The organism is Paucibacter hankyongi, from assembly GCF_037482915.1.
In the GTDB taxonomy this organism is placed as follows: Bacteria; Pseudomonadota; Gammaproteobacteria; order Burkholderiales; family Burkholderiaceae_C; genus Paucibacter_A; species Paucibacter_A hankyongi.
Map to the genome: position 1 here is coordinate 244,460 of NZ_JBBHJX010000001.1, position 15,190 is coordinate 259,649.

The 15,190-nt window shown below is 62.5% G+C and carries 16 protein-coding genes; 9 read left to right on the top strand and 7 right to left on the bottom strand.

Features of this window, described 5'->3' with window-relative positions; genetic code table 11:
* Positions 1-148: 148 nt before the first annotated feature.
* Positions 149-1,381: a SorT family sulfite dehydrogenase catalytic subunit gene (sorT, locus tag WG899_RS01050; RefSeq protein ID WP_339593763.1), complete on the top strand. Its 1,233-nt coding sequence runs from the start codon at positions 149-151 to the stop codon at positions 1,379-1,381.
* Entirely contained in the window at positions 1,378-1,734 is a 357-nt protein-coding gene (gene sorU, locus WG899_RS01055) for a SorU family sulfite dehydrogenase c-type cytochrome subunit (RefSeq protein ID WP_444718796.1), read from the top strand. The genes sorT and sorU overlap by 4 nt, the downstream gene beginning before the upstream one ends.
* Positions 1,735-1,760: 26 nt before the next feature.
* Here sorU and xth read toward each other — a convergent pair whose 3' ends face one another.
* Entirely contained in the window at positions 1,761-2,525 is a 765-nt protein-coding gene (gene xth, locus WG899_RS01060; RefSeq protein ID WP_339593764.1) for an exodeoxyribonuclease III, read from the bottom strand.
* 163 nt (positions 2,526-2,688) lie between these two features.
* Between xth and WG899_RS01065 the strand changes: the two genes are divergently transcribed.
* Entirely contained in the window at positions 2,689-4,254 is a 1,566-nt protein-coding gene (locus tag WG899_RS01065; RefSeq protein ID WP_339593765.1) for an Ada metal-binding domain-containing protein, read from the top strand.
* 9 nt (positions 4,255-4,263) lie between these two features.
* Positions 4,264-5,151: a DMT family transporter gene (locus tag WG899_RS01070; protein WP_339593766.1), complete on the top strand. Its 888-nt coding sequence runs from the start codon at positions 4,264-4,266 to the stop codon at positions 5,149-5,151.
* A gap of 76 nt (positions 5,152-5,227) precedes the next feature.
* On the opposite strand, the gene WG899_RS01075 is transcribed toward WG899_RS01070, so the two are convergent.
* The gene (locus WG899_RS01075) at positions 5,228-6,520 is read right to left on the bottom strand and encodes a GAF domain-containing protein (protein ID WP_339593767.1); all 1,293 of its coding nucleotides are present in this window, start codon (positions 6,518-6,520) and stop codon (positions 5,228-5,230) included.
* Between the two features lie 146 nt (positions 6,521-6,666).
* Positions 6,667-9,204, bottom strand: a complete 2,538-nt coding sequence (locus WG899_RS01080; RefSeq protein WP_444718797.1) for a GspE/PulE family protein — start codon at positions 9,202-9,204, stop codon at positions 6,667-6,669.
* A gap of 215 nt (positions 9,205-9,419) precedes the next feature.
* On the opposite strand from WG899_RS01080, the gene pcp reads away from it, so the two are divergent.
* Entirely contained in the window at positions 9,420-10,064 is a 645-nt protein-coding gene (gene pcp / locus WG899_RS01085; protein WP_339593768.1) for a pyroglutamyl-peptidase I, read from the top strand.
* Between the two features lie 29 nt (positions 10,065-10,093).
* On the opposite strand, the gene WG899_RS01090 is transcribed toward pcp, so the two are convergent.
* On the bottom strand, positions 10,094-10,306 hold the full coding sequence (locus tag WG899_RS01090) for a zf-HC2 domain-containing protein (RefSeq protein WP_339593769.1): 213 nt from the start codon (positions 10,304-10,306) through the stop codon (positions 10,094-10,096).
* The gene (locus WG899_RS01095; RefSeq protein ID WP_339593770.1) at positions 10,303-10,881 is read right to left on the bottom strand and encodes a sigma-70 family RNA polymerase sigma factor; all 579 of its coding nucleotides are present in this window, start codon (positions 10,879-10,881) and stop codon (positions 10,303-10,305) included. Before WG899_RS01095 ends, WG899_RS01090 begins: the two co-directional genes overlap by 4 nt.
* Before the next feature lie 182 nt (positions 10,882-11,063).
* Here WG899_RS01095 and WG899_RS01100 point away from each other — a divergent pair, with 182 nt between their 5' ends.
* From WG899_RS01100 to WG899_RS01115, 4 genes are read left to right on the top strand one after another with little or no spacing between them, the layout of a single operon-like run.
* Positions 11,064-11,342, top strand: coding sequence for a BufA1 family periplasmic bufferin-type metallophore (locus tag WG899_RS01100; protein WP_339593771.1), 279 nt, complete (start codon positions 11,064-11,066; stop codon positions 11,340-11,342).
* A gap of 42 nt (positions 11,343-11,384) precedes the next feature.
* Positions 11,385-12,365 (top strand): MbnB/TglH/ChrH family RiPP precursor modification enzyme, encoded by a 981-nt coding sequence (locus tag WG899_RS01105; protein ID WP_339593772.1) that lies wholly within the window; start codon positions 11,385-11,387, stop codon positions 12,363-12,365.
* Positions 12,362-13,198: an HvfC/BufC family peptide modification chaperone gene (locus WG899_RS01110; protein WP_339593773.1), complete on the top strand. Its 837-nt coding sequence runs from the start codon at positions 12,362-12,364 to the stop codon at positions 13,196-13,198. The genes WG899_RS01105 and WG899_RS01110 overlap by 4 nt, the downstream gene beginning before the upstream one ends.
* A 45-nt stretch (positions 13,199-13,243) precedes the next feature.
* Positions 13,244-13,777 carry a DoxX family protein gene (locus WG899_RS01115; RefSeq protein WP_339593774.1) on the top strand — a complete coding sequence of 178 codons (534 nt, stop codon included), beginning with the start codon at positions 13,244-13,246 and terminating at the stop codon, positions 13,775-13,777.
* Positions 13,778-13,813: 36 nt separating this feature from the next.
* Here the strand turns inward: WG899_RS01115 and tolA are convergent, their stop codons facing one another.
* Both tolA and tolR read right to left on the bottom strand, forming a co-directional pair.
* The gene (gene tolA, locus WG899_RS01120; protein ID WP_339593775.1) at positions 13,814-14,740 is read right to left on the bottom strand and encodes a cell envelope integrity protein TolA; all 927 of its coding nucleotides are present in this window, start codon (positions 14,738-14,740) and stop codon (positions 13,814-13,816) included.
* A gap of 8 nt (positions 14,741-14,748) precedes the next feature.
* Positions 14,749-15,177, bottom strand: a complete 429-nt coding sequence (gene tolR, locus WG899_RS01125; protein ID WP_339593776.1) for a protein TolR — start codon at positions 15,175-15,177, stop codon at positions 14,749-14,751.
* Positions 15,178-15,190: the final 13 nt, after the last annotated feature.

Here is a 15,190-nt window from a genome sequence, read left to right on the forward strand (position 1 = left end):
CCACTGGCAATAGCCCTCGCGAGTCCTTGTGTACTGTTGTGCGTCCAGTGACAAGGTTTCATAACGCCTGCTGTAAATCCCTAGGACAATGATCGCGCGGTGGCGGCTAGGCTTGCCATCACTCACTGGTTTGTTGAAGGGGATAGCGATGTCGAGCAAAAAAACTGACCTGACACTGGGTCGACGTCAATGGTTGGCCGGTAGCGCCAGTACGCTGGCCGCGGTGGGCTTGGGCTCTGTGGCCCCGGCTTTGCGCGCCCAAACGGCGCCGGCAGTCGCTTCGGCCCCAGTGGCCAAGCCCTTGCCCGCCTATGCGGCCTGGAAAGACAGCAACGCCATATTGGTTCACAGCAGCGCGACGCTGGAGACTAAACGCCAGGCCTTTGGCGCAGGCCTGATCACGCCGGCAGAACAGCTGTACGTGCGCAACAACCTCGGCGCGCCGGCCGCCAGCATCTTGGATGATCGCGATGGCTGGGAAGTCAGCATCGAAGGCGTAAAAAATCCCCGCCGCATCAGCTTGCGTGAACTGAAAACCATGGGCCTGGAGACGCTGCCGATGGTGCTGCAATGCTCCGGCAACGGGCGCGGCTTTTTCCCCAGCAAACCCAGTGGTACGCCCTGGACGGTTGGGGCTGCCGGTTGTGTGGTCTGGACCGGTGTACCGGTGCGGGTGGTGGTGGAGGCACTGGGCGGCGCGCTCCGCGGTCATGAGTTCATGACGGGCACTGGCGGTGAGGTCTTGCCCGAGGGGCTGGACCCGAAGAGCATCCTGGTCGAGCGTTCGGTGCCGGCCAAGGCCATGGCCGATGCGCTGCTGGCTTGGGAGATGAATGGTGTGCCCATTCCGCTGGCGCATGGCGGCCCGCTGCGCTTGGTGGTGCCGGGCTACCAGGGCGTCAATCAGATCAAGTATGTGAAGCGACTGGCCTTCACCGAGCAGGAGTCCGACGCCAAGATCATGGCTCATGGCTACCGCATCTCGCCACCGGGCAGCAAGGCCGACCCGAGTCAGCCCTCGGTGCTGGAGATGAACGTCAAGAGCTGGATCAACTCACCGCTGCCGGAGCGTGCGGCTGCGGCCGGTCAGCTGCAGATTCAGGGGGTGGCTTTTGGTGGCCTGCACGCGATCAAGCGGGTGGAGGTCTCGGTGGATGGCGGCAAGTCTTGGAAAGAGGCGCGCTTGGTGGGGCCGGATCTGGGCAAGTACGCGTGGCGCCAGTTTGTCTTGGCCGTCAAGCTGCCGGCCGGCAGCCATACGCTGGCCAGCCGGGCGACCGATATGGCGGGCAATGTTCAGCCCGAGCAGCGGATGGAGAACCTGGGCGGCTACAACAACAACAGCTGGGCCGACCACGCGGTCACGGTCAATCTGGCATGAGGCTCGAGGCGATGGCGGGGCGTGCGGCACTGAAGCTCCTGGGCCTATCGGCCCTGTCGGCCTTGCCCATGCTCGCCTCGGCGGCCGACCCCGAGTTTGACTTGGGCAAGCGCTTGTTCACCAAGGGGGCGGTGCCGGCCTGCGCGATCTGCCACACGCTGCGCGACGCAGGTTCAGAAGGCACCGTCGGACCGGTGCTGGACGAAATCAAGCCCGACGCCGAGCGGGTCGGCAAGGCCTTGCGCAATGGCCTGGGCGCCATGCCTTCCTTCTCCAAATCGCTCAGCGAGGCGGAGATCAAGGCATTGGCGCGCTACGTCTCGCAGGCCAGCGGCGCCGCAGCACCCAGATAATCGGCGCGAGAATCTCGCGCCCTGGCTCAGCCCAGTTCGACGACCACCGGTGCGTGGTCGCTGGGGCGCTCGTTTTTGCGCGGTAGCTTGTCGATGCTGCAGGCCCGCACCTGGGCCTTCAGCGCCTGGCTGACCAGGATATGGTCGATGCGCAGGCCTTGGTTTTTGCGGAAGGCGAGGTTGCGGTAGTCCCACCAACTCCAACTCTTGGGCGCTTGTTCGAACAAGCGGAAGGCATCCACCATGCCCTGGTCCAGCAGCGCTTGGAAATGGGCCCGCTCTTGCGGTGTGCAGTGGATCTGGCCGGCCCAGGCGACGGGGTCATACACATCAGCATCGGTCGGCGCGATATTGAAGTCCCCCATCAGCACCAGCTCGTCGTGCGACTTCAACTCCTCGGCTAACCAGCGCTGCAAACCATCCAGCCAAGCCATTTTGTAGACGAACTTGTCGCTGTCGGGAGCCTGCCCATTGGGGAAATAGGCGCCAATGCAGCGCACACCATCTACGGTGCCGGCGATCACGCGTGCCTGCTCATCGGCAAAGCCGGGGATGTTTTTGACGATGTCTACGGCCTCGCCCCGGCTCAGCAGTGCCACGCCGTTATAGGTCTTTTGTCCAAACCAGTGCACCCGGTAACCGGCGGCCTCGATCTCAGCGGCGGGGAACTTATCGTCGGTCAGCTTGGTCTCTTGCAACACCAAGGCGTCAACCGGGTTGGCCGCCAGCCAGTCGAGCAACTGCGGCAGTCGGACATTGAGGGAATTGACGTTCCAGGTGGCTAACCTCATGGGCACTCTCGGTAGGGCGGCGCCCGAAATGGGCCAAGGCGCCGGATTGTGCCTGTTTCGGCAAAGGCTTCGCTTGCATCCGGCCTTGGCCGCGCTGCTTGGTAGGCTCACCACATGTCCGAAAACGGCGCTTTGGACAGCCGGGCCTGCCTATGATGCCGGCATGCTCAAGCCTGATTCCCCTGCCACGCCGGTCAACACCGACTTGAACCCCGACGCCTGCTACACGGCCTTGCTGGCGCGAGATGCACGCTTCGATGGACGTTGGTTTGTCGGTGTGACCTCGACCGGTATTTACTGCCGCCCAGTCTGCCGTGTGCGCACGCCGATGCGAAAGAATTGCCAGTTCTATGCTTCAGCCGCCTTGGCCGAGGCGAACGCCTTCAGGCCCTGCATGAAGTGCCGCCCCGAGTTGGCACCCAAAGCTGGAGAGTCGGCCTGGTCGGTGATGGACGCCTCGCGCACCCTGGCCCGGCAGGCTGCCGAATGGCTGGATGGCTGTGATGATGCCGAGGCCAGCGTCGAGCATTTGGCCGATAGGCTGGGCATCAGCAGCCGGCATCTGCGGCGCATCTTCATGGCCGAGCATGGCGTTTCGCCCTTGCAATACCTGCTCACCCGCCGCCTGCTCCTGGCCAAGCATTTGCTGACCGACAGCGACCGGCCGGTCGGCGAGATCGCCCTTGCTTGCGGCTTTGGCAGCCAGCGCCGTTTCAACACGGCCTTCGTCAATCATTACCGCATGCCGCCCACGGCATTGCGGCGCGCCGACAAAGCACTGGCTAGCGATACGGGCGCCTCTTGCTTGCGGCTGAGTTTTCGTCAGCCCTATGACGTGATGGGCCTGTTGAGCTTCTTAGCGCCACGCGCGGTCCCCGGCGTTGAACAGGTGGATGTGGCCAGTGCCAGCGTGCAGCGCAGTGTGGCCGTGCACCATGCCGGCCAGCGCTACTGTGGCCATCTGCGAGCGTCCTTCAACAAGAGGCCGGGGCAGGTCGAGATTGAACTTTCGGCATCGCTGTGGCCGGCCGTGGCCAGCCTCTTGCCCTTGTTGCGGGCTTGGCTGGACCTGGACGCCGACCCGCAGGTGATAGCTGCCAGCTTAGCCGGCGCGGCGCAGGATGACTTGGCATCTTCGGCATCTTCGGCATCTTCGGCATCTGCGGTCTCAGCGGGCCTGCGGCTACCCGGTTGTTTAGATCGTTATGAGTTGGCGGTGCGGGCGGTATTGGGGCAGCAGGTCACGGTGGCGGCGGCGCGGACCTTGGCGGCCCGCTTTGTGAACCGATTTGGCGAAACCCTGGAGGGCGGGCCCGCCGGGGTTGAGCGCTTGTTCCCGTCGGCCGAGCGCATGGCGCAGGCCAGCCCTGAGCAGATCAGCGAGTTGGGCATCATCCGGCGCCGGGCAGAGAGCATTTTGGAGTTGGCTCGGCGCTGGCCCACGCTGGCTTATGCGCGCAAGCAGGGCTCCACTGAGGACGCGCTGGCCGAGCTGCAGAGCATTGCCGGCATTGGCCCCTGGACGGCCCACTACATGCTGATGCGGGGATGGAGTTGGCCCGACGCCTTTCCGCCCGGCGATGTGATCTTGCGCCAGCAATTGAGCCGCGATCAGCCTCAGTTGCTATCGCCCAAGGCTTATCTGGCCGCTGCCGAAACTTGGCGACCATTTCGTAGTTATGCTGTGCTGCTTTTGTGGCGCCAGGCAACACTTGCTGCGGCGCGTTGATTGCATTCGATGAAACCAATTGATCTGGGCGAGCTGGTGTTGCTGGCCGCCATCTGGGGCGCTTCTTTTTTGTTCATGCGACTGGGCGCGCATGAGTTCGGGCCAGTGGCCATGGCGGCTTTGCGGGTCAGCGGCGCCAGCTTGATGCTGCTGCCCTTGTTGGCCGCACGCCAAGGCTTGCAAGAGCTGGGTCGTGAGTGGCGGGCCTTGATGGTGATCGGCCTGCTCAACAGCGCCATTCCATTTGCCTTGTTCAGTTTTGCCGCCATGTCCATCACGGCGGGGCTGTCGAGCATCATGAATGCCACCACGCCGTTGTGGGGCGCCTTGATCGCCTGGGCATGGCTCGGTCAGCGTCTGACGCCTCTGCGCTCCCTGGGCTTGGGTCTGGGCTTTGCGGGCGTGGTGTATCTGGCCTGGGACAAAGCCGGCTTCAAGCCGGGTGCCGATCATGCCGCCGAACTGAGCGCGGTCTGGGCCGTGTTGGCCTGCTTGGGGGCGACTTTTTGTTACGGCCTGGCGGCCAATTTCAGCAAGCGTTACACCGCGCATATCGCGCCGCTGACGGTGGCCACCGGGAGTCAGTGCTATGCCGCCTTGATGCTGTGTCTGCCCGCCTTTTGGATGTGGCCTAGCGAGGCACCCAGCGGCCAGGCCTGGGCCTCGGTGACCGCCTTGTCGCTGCTCTGTTCGGCTTTGGCCTATATCTTGTATTTCCGGCTGATGCAGCGCATCGGCCCGACCAACACCATTGCGGTGACCTTTTTGATCCCGGTCTTTGCGGTGCTGTGGGGCTATTTGTTTCTGGGTGAGTTGTTCACCCTGAAGATGGCCGCCGGTTGCGCCGTCGTGCTGCTCGGCACGGCCATGGCGCTGGGCTTGTTCAAACGCAGCTGAAGGGCCTGGGGGGCGGTCAGCTGATCTGAGGCGCGTCTCGCCCCAGGGCCTCAAGCTGGGTCGCTCGAGTCCCTGATCAGGCGGGGTCGCTGGTGCCCTTGAGCTTGCGGTACAAGGTACTGCGCCCAATGCCCAATTGCCGGGCTGCTAGGGCCAGATTGCCGTGGCAACCCCTGACTGCCGCCTGAATCGCTTGCAACTCGGTTTGACGCAGGCTGACCAGCGAGGCTGCCTCATTGCCGGGCCTGTGCGCCTGAGGGACTGACGCGCGGTACATGCTGGGCTCGATTCGGCCCGCGTCTGGCTTTGCCGCGATGGCCGAGACAGGGCAGGGCCCTGGCGCGGTGACGGCGATGTGCTGCGAGCCCAATTCAGTGTGTGCGGCCGCTGCTGAGAGGTCGGCCGTCCCCTGAGGCGCAGCGGCCTGCGCTTCGACACGGCTTGTTGACCGCTCCAGTTGGCTGCGTCCCAAGCTCAAACTGGCGTGTACCTGGGTCGCGCCTCCGGTCTTGGTCAATTGCAGAGGCTGCTCGGGTTGGCTTTTGCTCAAGACCAGCAATTGTTCGAGGTCGGTGCCGAACAAGGACTGCAAGCCATTGCGCCGCAGCTGTGTCGCGCTTTCGCCCAGCATTTCAATGGCGCAGCGGTTGGCGCCCAAGACGCGGCCCGCCTCATCCAAGGCGAGCACTCCTTCTTGCAGGGTGCCCAGGCTGAACGCCTGCGGGTGAATGTGCAGGCGAAGGCTTTGCCGGAATTGGTCGTTGAACCATTGGTTCTCGATCAGTCGCGCCGACAAGGTGGCCAGTGCCAAGGTGTGCGGGTGGTAACTGCGACGATCACCGGACACATTGATCACGCCCAGCAAGGCGCCCTTGTGATCAAAGATCGGGGCGGCCGAACAGGTTAGGAAATGAAACTCGCGCAGGTAGTGATCCTGCCCGTTTACGACGGTGGGCGCTTCATTCATCAAGGCGGTGCCGACGGCGTTGGTGCCCTTGGCGGCTTCTGACCAGACGGCGCCAGGCGCAAGGGCGACCTGCTGCGCGCGCTCCAGGAATCCGGCATCGCCGAGCGCATGCAAGACCACGCCACTGGCATCGCTGAGCAAGACCATGCTGTGCGAATGCGTCAGTTGCTGATAGAGCATGTCCATCACCGGCAGCGCTTGCGCGCAAAGCCTGGCATTGCGTGCCTGCAGTTCTTGCAAGCTGCTGCTGCTGAGGCAAGTCAAATCCGCCTTGTGATGCGGCGAGAGTCCGAAGACTTGGCAGCGCTCATGCGAGTGCAACATCGAGCGCTGATGCTCGGCCGCACCCAGCATGGCGACCGTTGATGCCGTGTGTTTAGACGGGTAACTTGTTGTGATCATCCCTTCCTCCCCTGCAAGCGCTTAGCCTATCACCGGCTGCCCGGAGTTCTCGGGGGGAGTTAGGGATGGTGGCCTGGGATTTGCCCTAGGTGCCCTGGGTTTTGACCGAGATGGTGTACCCCAGATGGGCTACCTTGGAGGGGGCCTTACGCATTGCTGGTGGCGCGCACCTCGCCCATGGTGGTGACGCCTTGCAGCACCTTGGCGATGCCGTCTTGGCGCAGCGAACGCATGCCTTCCTGCAGGGCAGTCTGAAGCAGCTCTTCGGCGCGGGCGCCGGTTTGAATCTGGCGCCGAACTGCCTTGCTCACCATCAGCAACTCATGCAGACCAGCGCGCCCCTTGAAGCCGCTTTGTTCGCAGGCCTCGCAGCCGGGGCTGTGGAAATGCATCAAGCGGCCGTTCTCGCCATAGTTGCCCAGCCATTCGCTCAGCACCGCTTCGCGCTGCGGGGCGTGCTCTTGGCCGAAGACATGCAGGTAGTCATCCAGCCATTCGTTTTGATCGGCCTCGCTCAAGGGACTGCTGACCCGACATTGCGAACACAGGCGCCGCACCAGACGCTGCGCCAGCACCGCCAGCAGCGAATCGGCGAAGTTGAAGGGGTCCATGCCCATGTCCAACAGGCGGGTGACGGTTTCGGCCGCGCTATTGGTGTGCAGGGTGCTCATCACCAAGTGACCGGTCAGCGAGGCTTCCACGGCGATTTCGGCGGTTTCTTCATCGCGAATTTCGCCGACCATGATGACGTCTGGGTCGGCGCGCAAGAAGGCCCGCAAGGCCTTGGCAAAGGTCCAGTCAATGCGTGGATTGACTTGCACCTGGCGCAGGCCGTTCTGGGTGATTTCGATCGGATCCTCGGCGGTCCAGATCTTGCGCTCCGGGGTGTTGATCTGGGCCAGGGCCGAGTGCAGGGTGGTGGTCTTGCCGGAGCCGGTGGGGCCCACGCACAAGACCATGCCGTACGGGCGGTTGATGGCGTGTTTGAGTTGCTTCAGATTGCTGGGCGACAGGCCCAGTTTCTCGAGCGCGATCGGCTTGCTGGACGACAGCAGACGCATCACCACATCTTCAAGCCCATTGTTGGTGGGGATGGTGGCGACCCGCAACTCAAGGCGATGCTGCGGCGAGAAACGAGAGAAGTTGATCTTGCCGTCTTGCGGTTTGCGGCGCTCCGAGATGTCCAGATCGCACATGATCTTGATGCGCGCGATCATGGCGTTACGGTAGGTGTTGGGCAGCTCCAGATAGGGCTTGAGCACACCGTCGCGGCGGAAGCGAATCTTCAGCTTCTCGGTGCCAGGGTGGGTTTCGATGTGGATGTCAGAGACACCCTGGCTGCTGGCGTCGATGATCATGGTGTTGATCAAGCGCACCAGCGAGTTGTCGCTCTGCTCGATCGGCGTGTCGTCCTCGCGCAGGCTCAGCTCTTGGCCTTCGCGCTCCAGCGTTTCCATCAGCTTGTCGGCATTGTCGAGCGCGAACTCGGACTGGAATGAAGGCTGGTGCATATCGCGCGAAACGGCTTCGTTGCCGTAACGCTCGAACGCATTGGGAATGGCAAATTGCAGCGAGCCAATCTTGGTCAGCGTTGGCGTGACCTTGAGTTGGGAGATGAACTCGATCTCGTCGAGCGCATCGCGCCGGGTTGGGTCTTCCATGGCGACGATGAGTCGTCCATCGCGCACCAACAGGGGCAGCACCTCCAGTCGCTTGGCCACCGCATAGGGCAGCTTGGCGACGGCATCGGGCTCGATGGCGAAGTTCTCGACATCGACCAAGGGGTAGCCCATCTTGCGTGCCAAGGCCGATTGCAAGGCCTGGCGTGTGATAACGCCCTTGCGCACCAGCAACTCGCCCAGTGGCACCGAGCGGTCAGTGCGCTGCATTTCCAGGGCCTGGTCCAGCTGCGCTTGTGAAATCAGGTCGAGGGCCAACAAGGCTTCGCCGATACGCACCATCGGCATGCGCGCTTGCTGCTCGATGGCCAGCACCAACTGCTCGGCACTGACAATTTGCTGCGCCACCAGGATGTCACCGACCCGGCGCGAGCGCAGGCCTTGCTGTTCGGAGGCCGCCTCATTGATCTGGTCGGGGGTGACCAGGTTTTCCTTGAGCAGCAGCTCGCCGATGCGCTCGCCGATTTCGAAATGGGCCAGCACCTCGCGCGGCACAAAAATCCGCAGCACCGAGTCATCGGTGTCGCTCAAGGGCGGGAACAGGAACAGGCCCAAGTCGTCTTGGCAATGACCGATGGTCATGCCCTTCAGTTCGCCGCCGCCGACGAAAAAGAGCTTGAATTCGTTGCGCGGCCGGTGGTCCAGTTGCAGCCCAAGTCCGCCGGCATCGGGCTCCCGGGGTGGCACGAGGATGGGGCGGAGCAGCTTCAGGGCTCTGAACTGGCTGAACTTCAGCGGCATGGCGCTGCGTGCCGGCGGCACCATGATGTGGGCGCAGCGCTCGGACGCCGACATGGCCGTGATTTGGCCGCTGCTGCGGCTGTTGTTCAGGCCCAGTACCTCGGCCGGTTCGGGAGCTGTTTGCGGCTGCGGTCTGGGGTAGGCCGCATAGGGCGGCAGCGGCCAGCTGAAACCTTGGTCTGAGGACTCGGCGGACGCGTACATGCCAGACGTGGGGCTGTTGTCGTCATAGGGCCAGCTCAGCGGTGTAGACAGGTCGGGCATGCAGTTCTCCGGATTCTTTGGAGCAGGCGCGAACGGCGCGGCCCATACTCCTCGTTTCCCGCATGCTAACGTTAGGCGCGCTGGGCATAAGCTCGAAATAACTGCCAGCAACCGCTTATATGCCCATCGCCGCCTCTTCGGTCATGCCCGTGAGCGGCCTTTTTTCAACCACAAGCTCGGTAGCCCCTGTGGCAGACAGTCTGGCGACCCCTTTGATGAATAAGAAAATTTTGTTGACAGGCTTTGAGCCTTTTGGTGGCGAGAGCATCAATCCCGCGTGGGAGATTGCCCGCAGCCTGGATGGCGAGAGCATCGCCGGTGCCAGGCTTGTGGCGCATTGCCTGCCTTGCGAGTTCGGCACTGCGCTGGAGAGTTTGCGGGCCGCCTTGGCCCAACACCGGCCTAGCTTGGTGCTGGCCTTGGGGCAGGCGGCCGGGCGTGCCAGCTTGTCTTTGGAGCGCGTGGCCATCAATGTCGACGATGCCCGCATCCCTGACAACGCCGGCCGCCAGCCGATTGATGAACCGGTGTTGGCCGGTGCCCCGGCGGCCTATTTTTCGACCTTGCCACTGAAGGCCATGGTGGCCGGCTTGCGGGAGGCCGGCTTTCCAAGCGAGGTGTCTCAGACGGCGGGCACGTTTGTCTGCAACCATGTGTTCTTTGGCCTGCAACATCAGCTGAGCGGGCAGGGCGTTCGCAGCGGCTTTATGCATGTGCCGCTCCTGCCCGAGCAGGCCTCTCACATGCCCAATCAGCCCAGCATGAGCTTGCCGACCATGGTGGCCGGCGTCCGCTTGGCCTTGCAACTGGCGTTGTGCACCGGTGCCGATTTGCGCCAGACCGGTGGCAGTTTGAACTGAGCGGGGCGGCCCGTCTGATGGCCCCGGGTTCAGGAACCCTGATCGGTTTCTGAGTAACGCCGCCAGCGTTGGCTGGCTTGGCGCATCAAGGCCACCTGCTCGACAAAGATCGGGCAGGCCTTGCAAATCATGAGATGCATGCGCATCTTGAAGCGCTCACCCAGCGAAAGCTCGCGGTCCTCGCCTTGAAGGACCAGCTGAGTGATATCACGGCAGCTCGGTAGGACTTTCTTGCGACTCATGCTTTTGCTCCAGCCCTTGCGGCCTGAGTCTTGTTGTCAAACCAGTTTTGTTGCAGGCATTCGCGCAAACGCAGACGAGCGCGGTGCAGCATGACCCAGAGATTGGTCGGGCTGAGCTGCAACTCCTTACAGATTTCGTCGGTGTCCAGCTCCAGCCACTCGCGCATCATGAAGAGGCGCCCTTGCTGACCCGGCAGGTGCTCTACGCAGGCCTCTAGTACGCGCATGAAATCGACCTGGGTCAGGCAATGGTCGGGGTCGCCCCAGTGTTTCGGGCTGTCGCGCCAATGGCCGTCGGGTTTGAAGAGGTCTTCATCCAGATCCTCGCCGTCTTCGGCCGTGGTTGACATTTCGCGGCAGTTGCGTCGGATCTGGTCGATCAGCTTGTGCTTGAGGATGCCGACCAGCCAGGTTTTCAGCTGCGAGCCGCCGCTGAAACTCTGCGGCTTCTCAAGCGCGGCCAACAGGGTCTCTGACACCGCGTCCTCCGCCCAACTGCTGTTGCGCAACTGCATCTGGGCGTACTTCAGCAATTGCGGGCGCAGGGCGTTCAGCGCTTGAGCGAATTCGGACATGGGTGCAGAAAATTTTTTTGAGACCGCAGTGTAAGGACTGACCCTGTGCTTGCGACAGAGTGCTGTCGGCGGCATGATCCGTCGGCCCTGACTCCAGGGGGACCTTGCTTTTCGCGGTTCATTATCTGGGTGAGGGTCTCTTTCTCGTCAACTTTCATCGTGCTTGCACAGGAGTTTCTTCCATGAATTCAAAGATCATCGTCAGTTCCGCCGTGGCTGCTGCCCTGTCCATGGGACTGCTCGGTCAAGCCGCAGCTCAAGACAAGACTGCCAAGGAAAAGTGCTTCGGTATCGCCAAGGCTGGCGAGAATGATTGCGCCAATCTGAGCGGCTCCCATTCCTGTGCGGGGCAGGCAAAAACAGACATGGCGCCGGAAGAGTGGAAATACGTCCCCAAAGGCAGCTGCAAGAGCATGAACGGCCTGAGCGCTGAAGAAGCCAAGTCCAAGCTGAAGAAGTAAGGCCGAGTCACCGCTATTTGCCAATTGCCCAAGATGCACCGCATGGACTCCTCAACCGACACCGTCACGGCTTTTGCGCCCACGCAGCGGCAAACCGCTTCGGCGCCTTCGCAAGCTGTGGTTAAGGCTCTGTCAAGCGAATCGGACATGCGTCAGCTCTTGGGAATTGGTTGGCGCCAGCCTCATTACCAAGAACTGTTGCAGACCTTGCCGCCCGTCGGCTTCTTGGAGGTTCACTCCGAGAATTTCTTTGCTGAAGGCGGCGCCAGTCTGGCGGTGCTGATGGCGGCGCGCGAGCACTATCCCATCAGCTTGCATGGGGTGGGCCTTTCCTTGGGGTCGGCTTGTGGCTTGGACCCCTGGCACTTGGATCATTTGGCGGCTTTGGTGGAGCGGGTGGATCCGCTGCGGGTGTCGGATCACGCCAGTTTTGCCCGCGTCGCCGGTCTGATCGGCGATCCCTCGCGCTTTGTGCATGCCAGTGACCTCTTGCCCGTTCCCTTCAATGAGACCAGCCTGAACTTGATGGTGGCTCATGTGCAGCAGGTGCAGGAGCGCCTACGCAGGCCCATTCTGGTCGAGAACCTGAGTGCCTATGTGGGCTGGGAGGGTGACACCTTGAGCGAGCCCGAGTTTTTCAATCAGCTCTGCGAGCGCAGTGGTTGCGGCTTGCTCTTGGACGTCAACAATCTGTTTGTGAATGCCCGCAACCAGGGTGCCGACAAGGCTACCGCGGCCTTGCAGGCTTGTGCCTGGATCGATGCGCTGCGGCCCGGCCTGGCGGGTGAAATTCATCTGGCAGGCCATGCCGAGTTGCCCGGCATCGTCATTGATGATCATGGCAGCCGCGTCTCGCCCGAGGTCTGGCAGGTCTATGCCCACGCGCTAAGTCGTTTTGGTCCCGTGCCCAGCTTGATTGAGTGGGACACCGATGTGCCCGAGTTGTCAGTGCTGTTGAGCGAGGCCGAGTTGGCGTCTCGGCTGATGGCGGCACGGCCTGCCAAGAGCGGGAGCTTGGCATGAAGACGGAACAGGCGGCGTTTGTGGCCGCGGTGCAGGGCTTGCGTGAAGGGCCTGCAGTGCAGCAAGCTCAGCCAGTGCCAGATGCGAGGAGCCTTGGAACCAAACTTGGACTTAAAGCGCTGCCCGGCGTTCGATGTTCAAGTGGCGAAGGCGGCGACTCAGCCGCAGCGGGCCTTGAGCGCGGTCTACAGGCCTATCGTCTGAATGCGCAGGCCTTGTCTGCCAAGGCCTTGGCCAGTGTGTATGGGCGAGTGGAGGCCGAGTTGGGGGCCGAATCGTTTCGCGCCATGGCGTGGGCTTTTTGGCGCAGCAGCCCGCCCGAGTTGGGTGATTTGGCCTGTTGGGGCGCAGATCTGGCGGATTTTTTGGATGCGCAAGAGGGTATGGATGCCTGGCTGATCGACCTGGCTCGTTTGGAATGGGCTGCGCATCAGGTCGAGCAATCGGCCGATGAAGAGCCGGATGCGCAGTCTTGGCCTTTGCTGGCAAGACTTGACCCCGCGGTGCTGGGTCTGCGCTTGCCAGCCGCCTTGCAGTTGCTGCGCATCGATGAGCAGGCCTGGCAACGCTGGCAAGGAGAGGGCGGCCTGACCGATCAGCTGCCGCGCATGGTCTCGGTGCTGCTATGGCGTCAAGGGTGGCGCGTACAGGCGCGGGTCTCGCCCGACGCGGAGCGGCCCTTCATTGCAGCCTTGCAGTCGGGCGCAAGCCTGGATGCGGCCTTGCAGCAGGCTGGACCAGAGTTTGATTTTTCGCTGTTCCTGCAAGACGCCCTGCGACTGGGCTTTTTGCAGGCGGTTTATGAAATTCCCTTGGCCCATCCTCAAGCCTGATGTTTGTCATTCAAAGGCGCTGAGGCCATGAGAAAGCTGGAAGCTATGAAAGCCCTGTCGACGCTCGCGCTGCGAGCCTTTTGTGACCCCGGACTCGATGTGGGGGTGGCCTCGTCTGTAAGCCCAGTTCTGCGGCCCGGTGGCGCAGCGCAAGGGTCGCTGCCCGGTTGGCTGCGCGCTCTGTTGGGTCAAGCCCAATCCTTGGGCCTGTTGCTGGCCAGGCTCTATGTGGCGCAAGTGTTCTTCCTGTCCGGGCTGACCAAAATTCGTGACTGGTCGACCACCCTGGCCTTGTTTGCGGATGAATACCAGGTGCCGCTTTTGCCACCCGAGGTGGCGGCCTATGCGGGCACGGCCGGAGAGTTGGTTTTGCCGGTGTTACTGGCCCTGGGCCTGGGTGGGCGCTTTGCTGCGCTGGGCTTGTCGGTGATGAATGTGGTGGCGGTGCTGAGCTTGGCCGAGATTGCGCCCGCCGCCTTGCTGGGCCACCAACTGTGGGGCGTTTTGCTTTTGATGGTGGCACTCTGGGGCGCGGGGCGCTGGTCGCTGGATGCGCTGATCCGCGCTATTCGCCGCTAAGGCCTCGTGTTCTGAGCGACTTAGCGACTACAAGCACTACAGCGACTGCTCGCGCGGGTCGAAGCTGAACACCATCAAGGGCGGTACCCGGCCATCGGTGTCGCGCGGCAAGGTCTCGGTCTTGTCGATGGCGCGCAGCACCGCCTTGTCCCACTCGGCATCGCCACTGGGTTTGAGCAGCTTGCGCGAGATGATGTTGCCATCCGGCGCCACGCGCACTTCCACTTCAGCCACAGGGTTGCCGCTCGGCGCACCGTTGTAAATGATGTTGGGGCGAATGCGCGCCATGATGCGGCCCGCATAACTGGCAGAAGGGCCGGAGCTTTTCAGGGCCGTGCCGGTGGCATTGGCGCCGCCGCTGGCGCCGGCCATGCCCTGAATGCGCTTGAGATTTTCTTGACGCTGCGCCTCTAATTTGGCCTCACGCTTGGCCTCGGCCTCTTTGTTTTCCTTGGCCTGCTTGAGTTTGTCCTGCTTTTCTTTTTCCAGCTTTTGCTGCTGTTCAAGCTTGGCTTGTTTGAGCTTCTCTTCTTTTTCGCGCTCGAGCTTTTCCTTGGCAGCCAACTGCTTTTTGCGTTCGGTTTCTTCGGCCAGGCGTTTGGCTTCTTGCTCGCGCTTGATTTTCTGTTCGCGCGCCTTGGCGATGGCGATCTCGGCATCGCGCTCGGCCTGCAGTTCTTCCGGTGGCGGGGTTGGCGCGGGCTTGGGCTGCGGCTTGGCGACTTCTGGTTCGGGCTCGGGTTCGGGCGGAATGACTTCTTTGGGCGCGGCCGCCTGCGGCACGGCCGACCACAACTCGGCCTCAAACGCCGGCGGGGCCTTGGTGCGCCATTGCACACCGGCACTCAAGGCGGCTAGCAAAGCCGCATGGGCGATGACGGCAAACAGCAGCCCGCGCCCCAGACCAGGCGCCTCGGGTGGCCGTAAGGGATCGGCGTTACGTAAGAAAAGCGTGGATGCCATCGGGTCGATCAGCCACCGCTATTGCGCACGGCCAGACCAACGCGTTGCACGCCTGACGTTTGCAGGATGTCCATTACCTTGACCACGGCTTCGTACTTGACCGCCTTGTCAGCCGAAATCACCACCGGTGTATTGGCCTGACCGTCTTGTGCCTGTTTGACTCGTTCGGCCAAACGATTCAGCGCGACGGACTGAGCTTCGTCTTTGTCGAGTTTTAGTTTCAGCTTTTCGTCGGCCCCGACGATGACATGAATCACATGCTCGGGCTGGGCGCGGCTCTTGCCGACGCTGGGCAGATCGACCAGGCCGGTGGTGATCATTGGCGCGCTGACCATGAAGATGATCAGGAGCACCAGCATCACGTCGATGAAGGGCACCATATTGATTTCATTGATGGTGCGGCGGCGTCGTGAGCCGCGGGCGCTGATGGCTGCCATCTGCGAACTCCGC

What these genes read in the sequence shown, in the direction of transcription:
- sorT (WP_339593763.1), top strand. Translation starts at nt 149, where the DNA reads ATGTCGAGCAAAAAAACTGACCTGACACTGGGTCGACGTCAATGGTTG.
- sorU (WP_444718796.1), top strand. Translation starts at nt 1,378, where the DNA reads ATGAGGCTCGAGGCGATGGCGGGGCGTGCGGCACTGAAGCTCCTGGGC.
- xth (WP_339593764.1), bottom strand. Translation starts at nt 2,525, where the DNA reads ATGAGGTTAGCCACCTGGAACGTCAATTCCCTCAATGTCCGACTGCCG.
- WG899_RS01065 (WP_339593765.1), top strand. Translation starts at nt 2,689, where the DNA reads ATGCTCAAGCCTGATTCCCCTGCCACGCCGGTCAACACCGACTTGAAC.
- WG899_RS01070 (WP_339593766.1), top strand. Translation starts at nt 4,264, where the DNA reads ATGAAACCAATTGATCTGGGCGAGCTGGTGTTGCTGGCCGCCATCTGG.
- WG899_RS01075 (WP_339593767.1), bottom strand. Translation starts at nt 6,520, where the DNA reads ATGATCACAACAAGTTACCCGTCTAAACACACGGCATCAACGGTCGCC.
- WG899_RS01080 (WP_444718797.1), bottom strand. Translation starts at nt 9,204, where the DNA reads ATGCCCGACCTGTCTACACCGCTGAGCTGGCCCTATGACGACAACAGC.
- pcp (WP_339593768.1), top strand. Translation starts at nt 9,420, where the DNA reads ATGAATAAGAAAATTTTGTTGACAGGCTTTGAGCCTTTTGGTGGCGAG.
- WG899_RS01090 (WP_339593769.1), bottom strand. Translation starts at nt 10,306, where the DNA reads ATGAGTCGCAAGAAAGTCCTACCGAGCTGCCGTGATATCACTCAGCTG.
- WG899_RS01095 (WP_339593770.1), bottom strand. Translation starts at nt 10,881, where the DNA reads ATGTCCGAATTCGCTCAAGCGCTGAACGCCCTGCGCCCGCAATTGCTG.
- WG899_RS01100 (WP_339593771.1), top strand. Translation starts at nt 11,064, where the DNA reads ATGAATTCAAAGATCATCGTCAGTTCCGCCGTGGCTGCTGCCCTGTCC.
- WG899_RS01105 (WP_339593772.1), top strand. Translation starts at nt 11,385, where the DNA reads ATGGACTCCTCAACCGACACCGTCACGGCTTTTGCGCCCACGCAGCGG.
- WG899_RS01110 (WP_339593773.1), top strand. Translation starts at nt 12,362, where the DNA reads ATGAAGACGGAACAGGCGGCGTTTGTGGCCGCGGTGCAGGGCTTGCGT.
- WG899_RS01115 (WP_339593774.1), top strand. Translation starts at nt 13,244, where the DNA reads ATGAAAGCCCTGTCGACGCTCGCGCTGCGAGCCTTTTGTGACCCCGGA.
- tolA (WP_339593775.1), bottom strand. Translation starts at nt 14,740, where the DNA reads ATGGCATCCACGCTTTTCTTACGTAACGCCGATCCCTTACGGCCACCC.
- tolR (WP_339593776.1), bottom strand. Translation starts at nt 15,177, where the DNA reads ATGGCAGCCATCAGCGCCCGCGGCTCACGACGCCGCCGCACCATCAAT.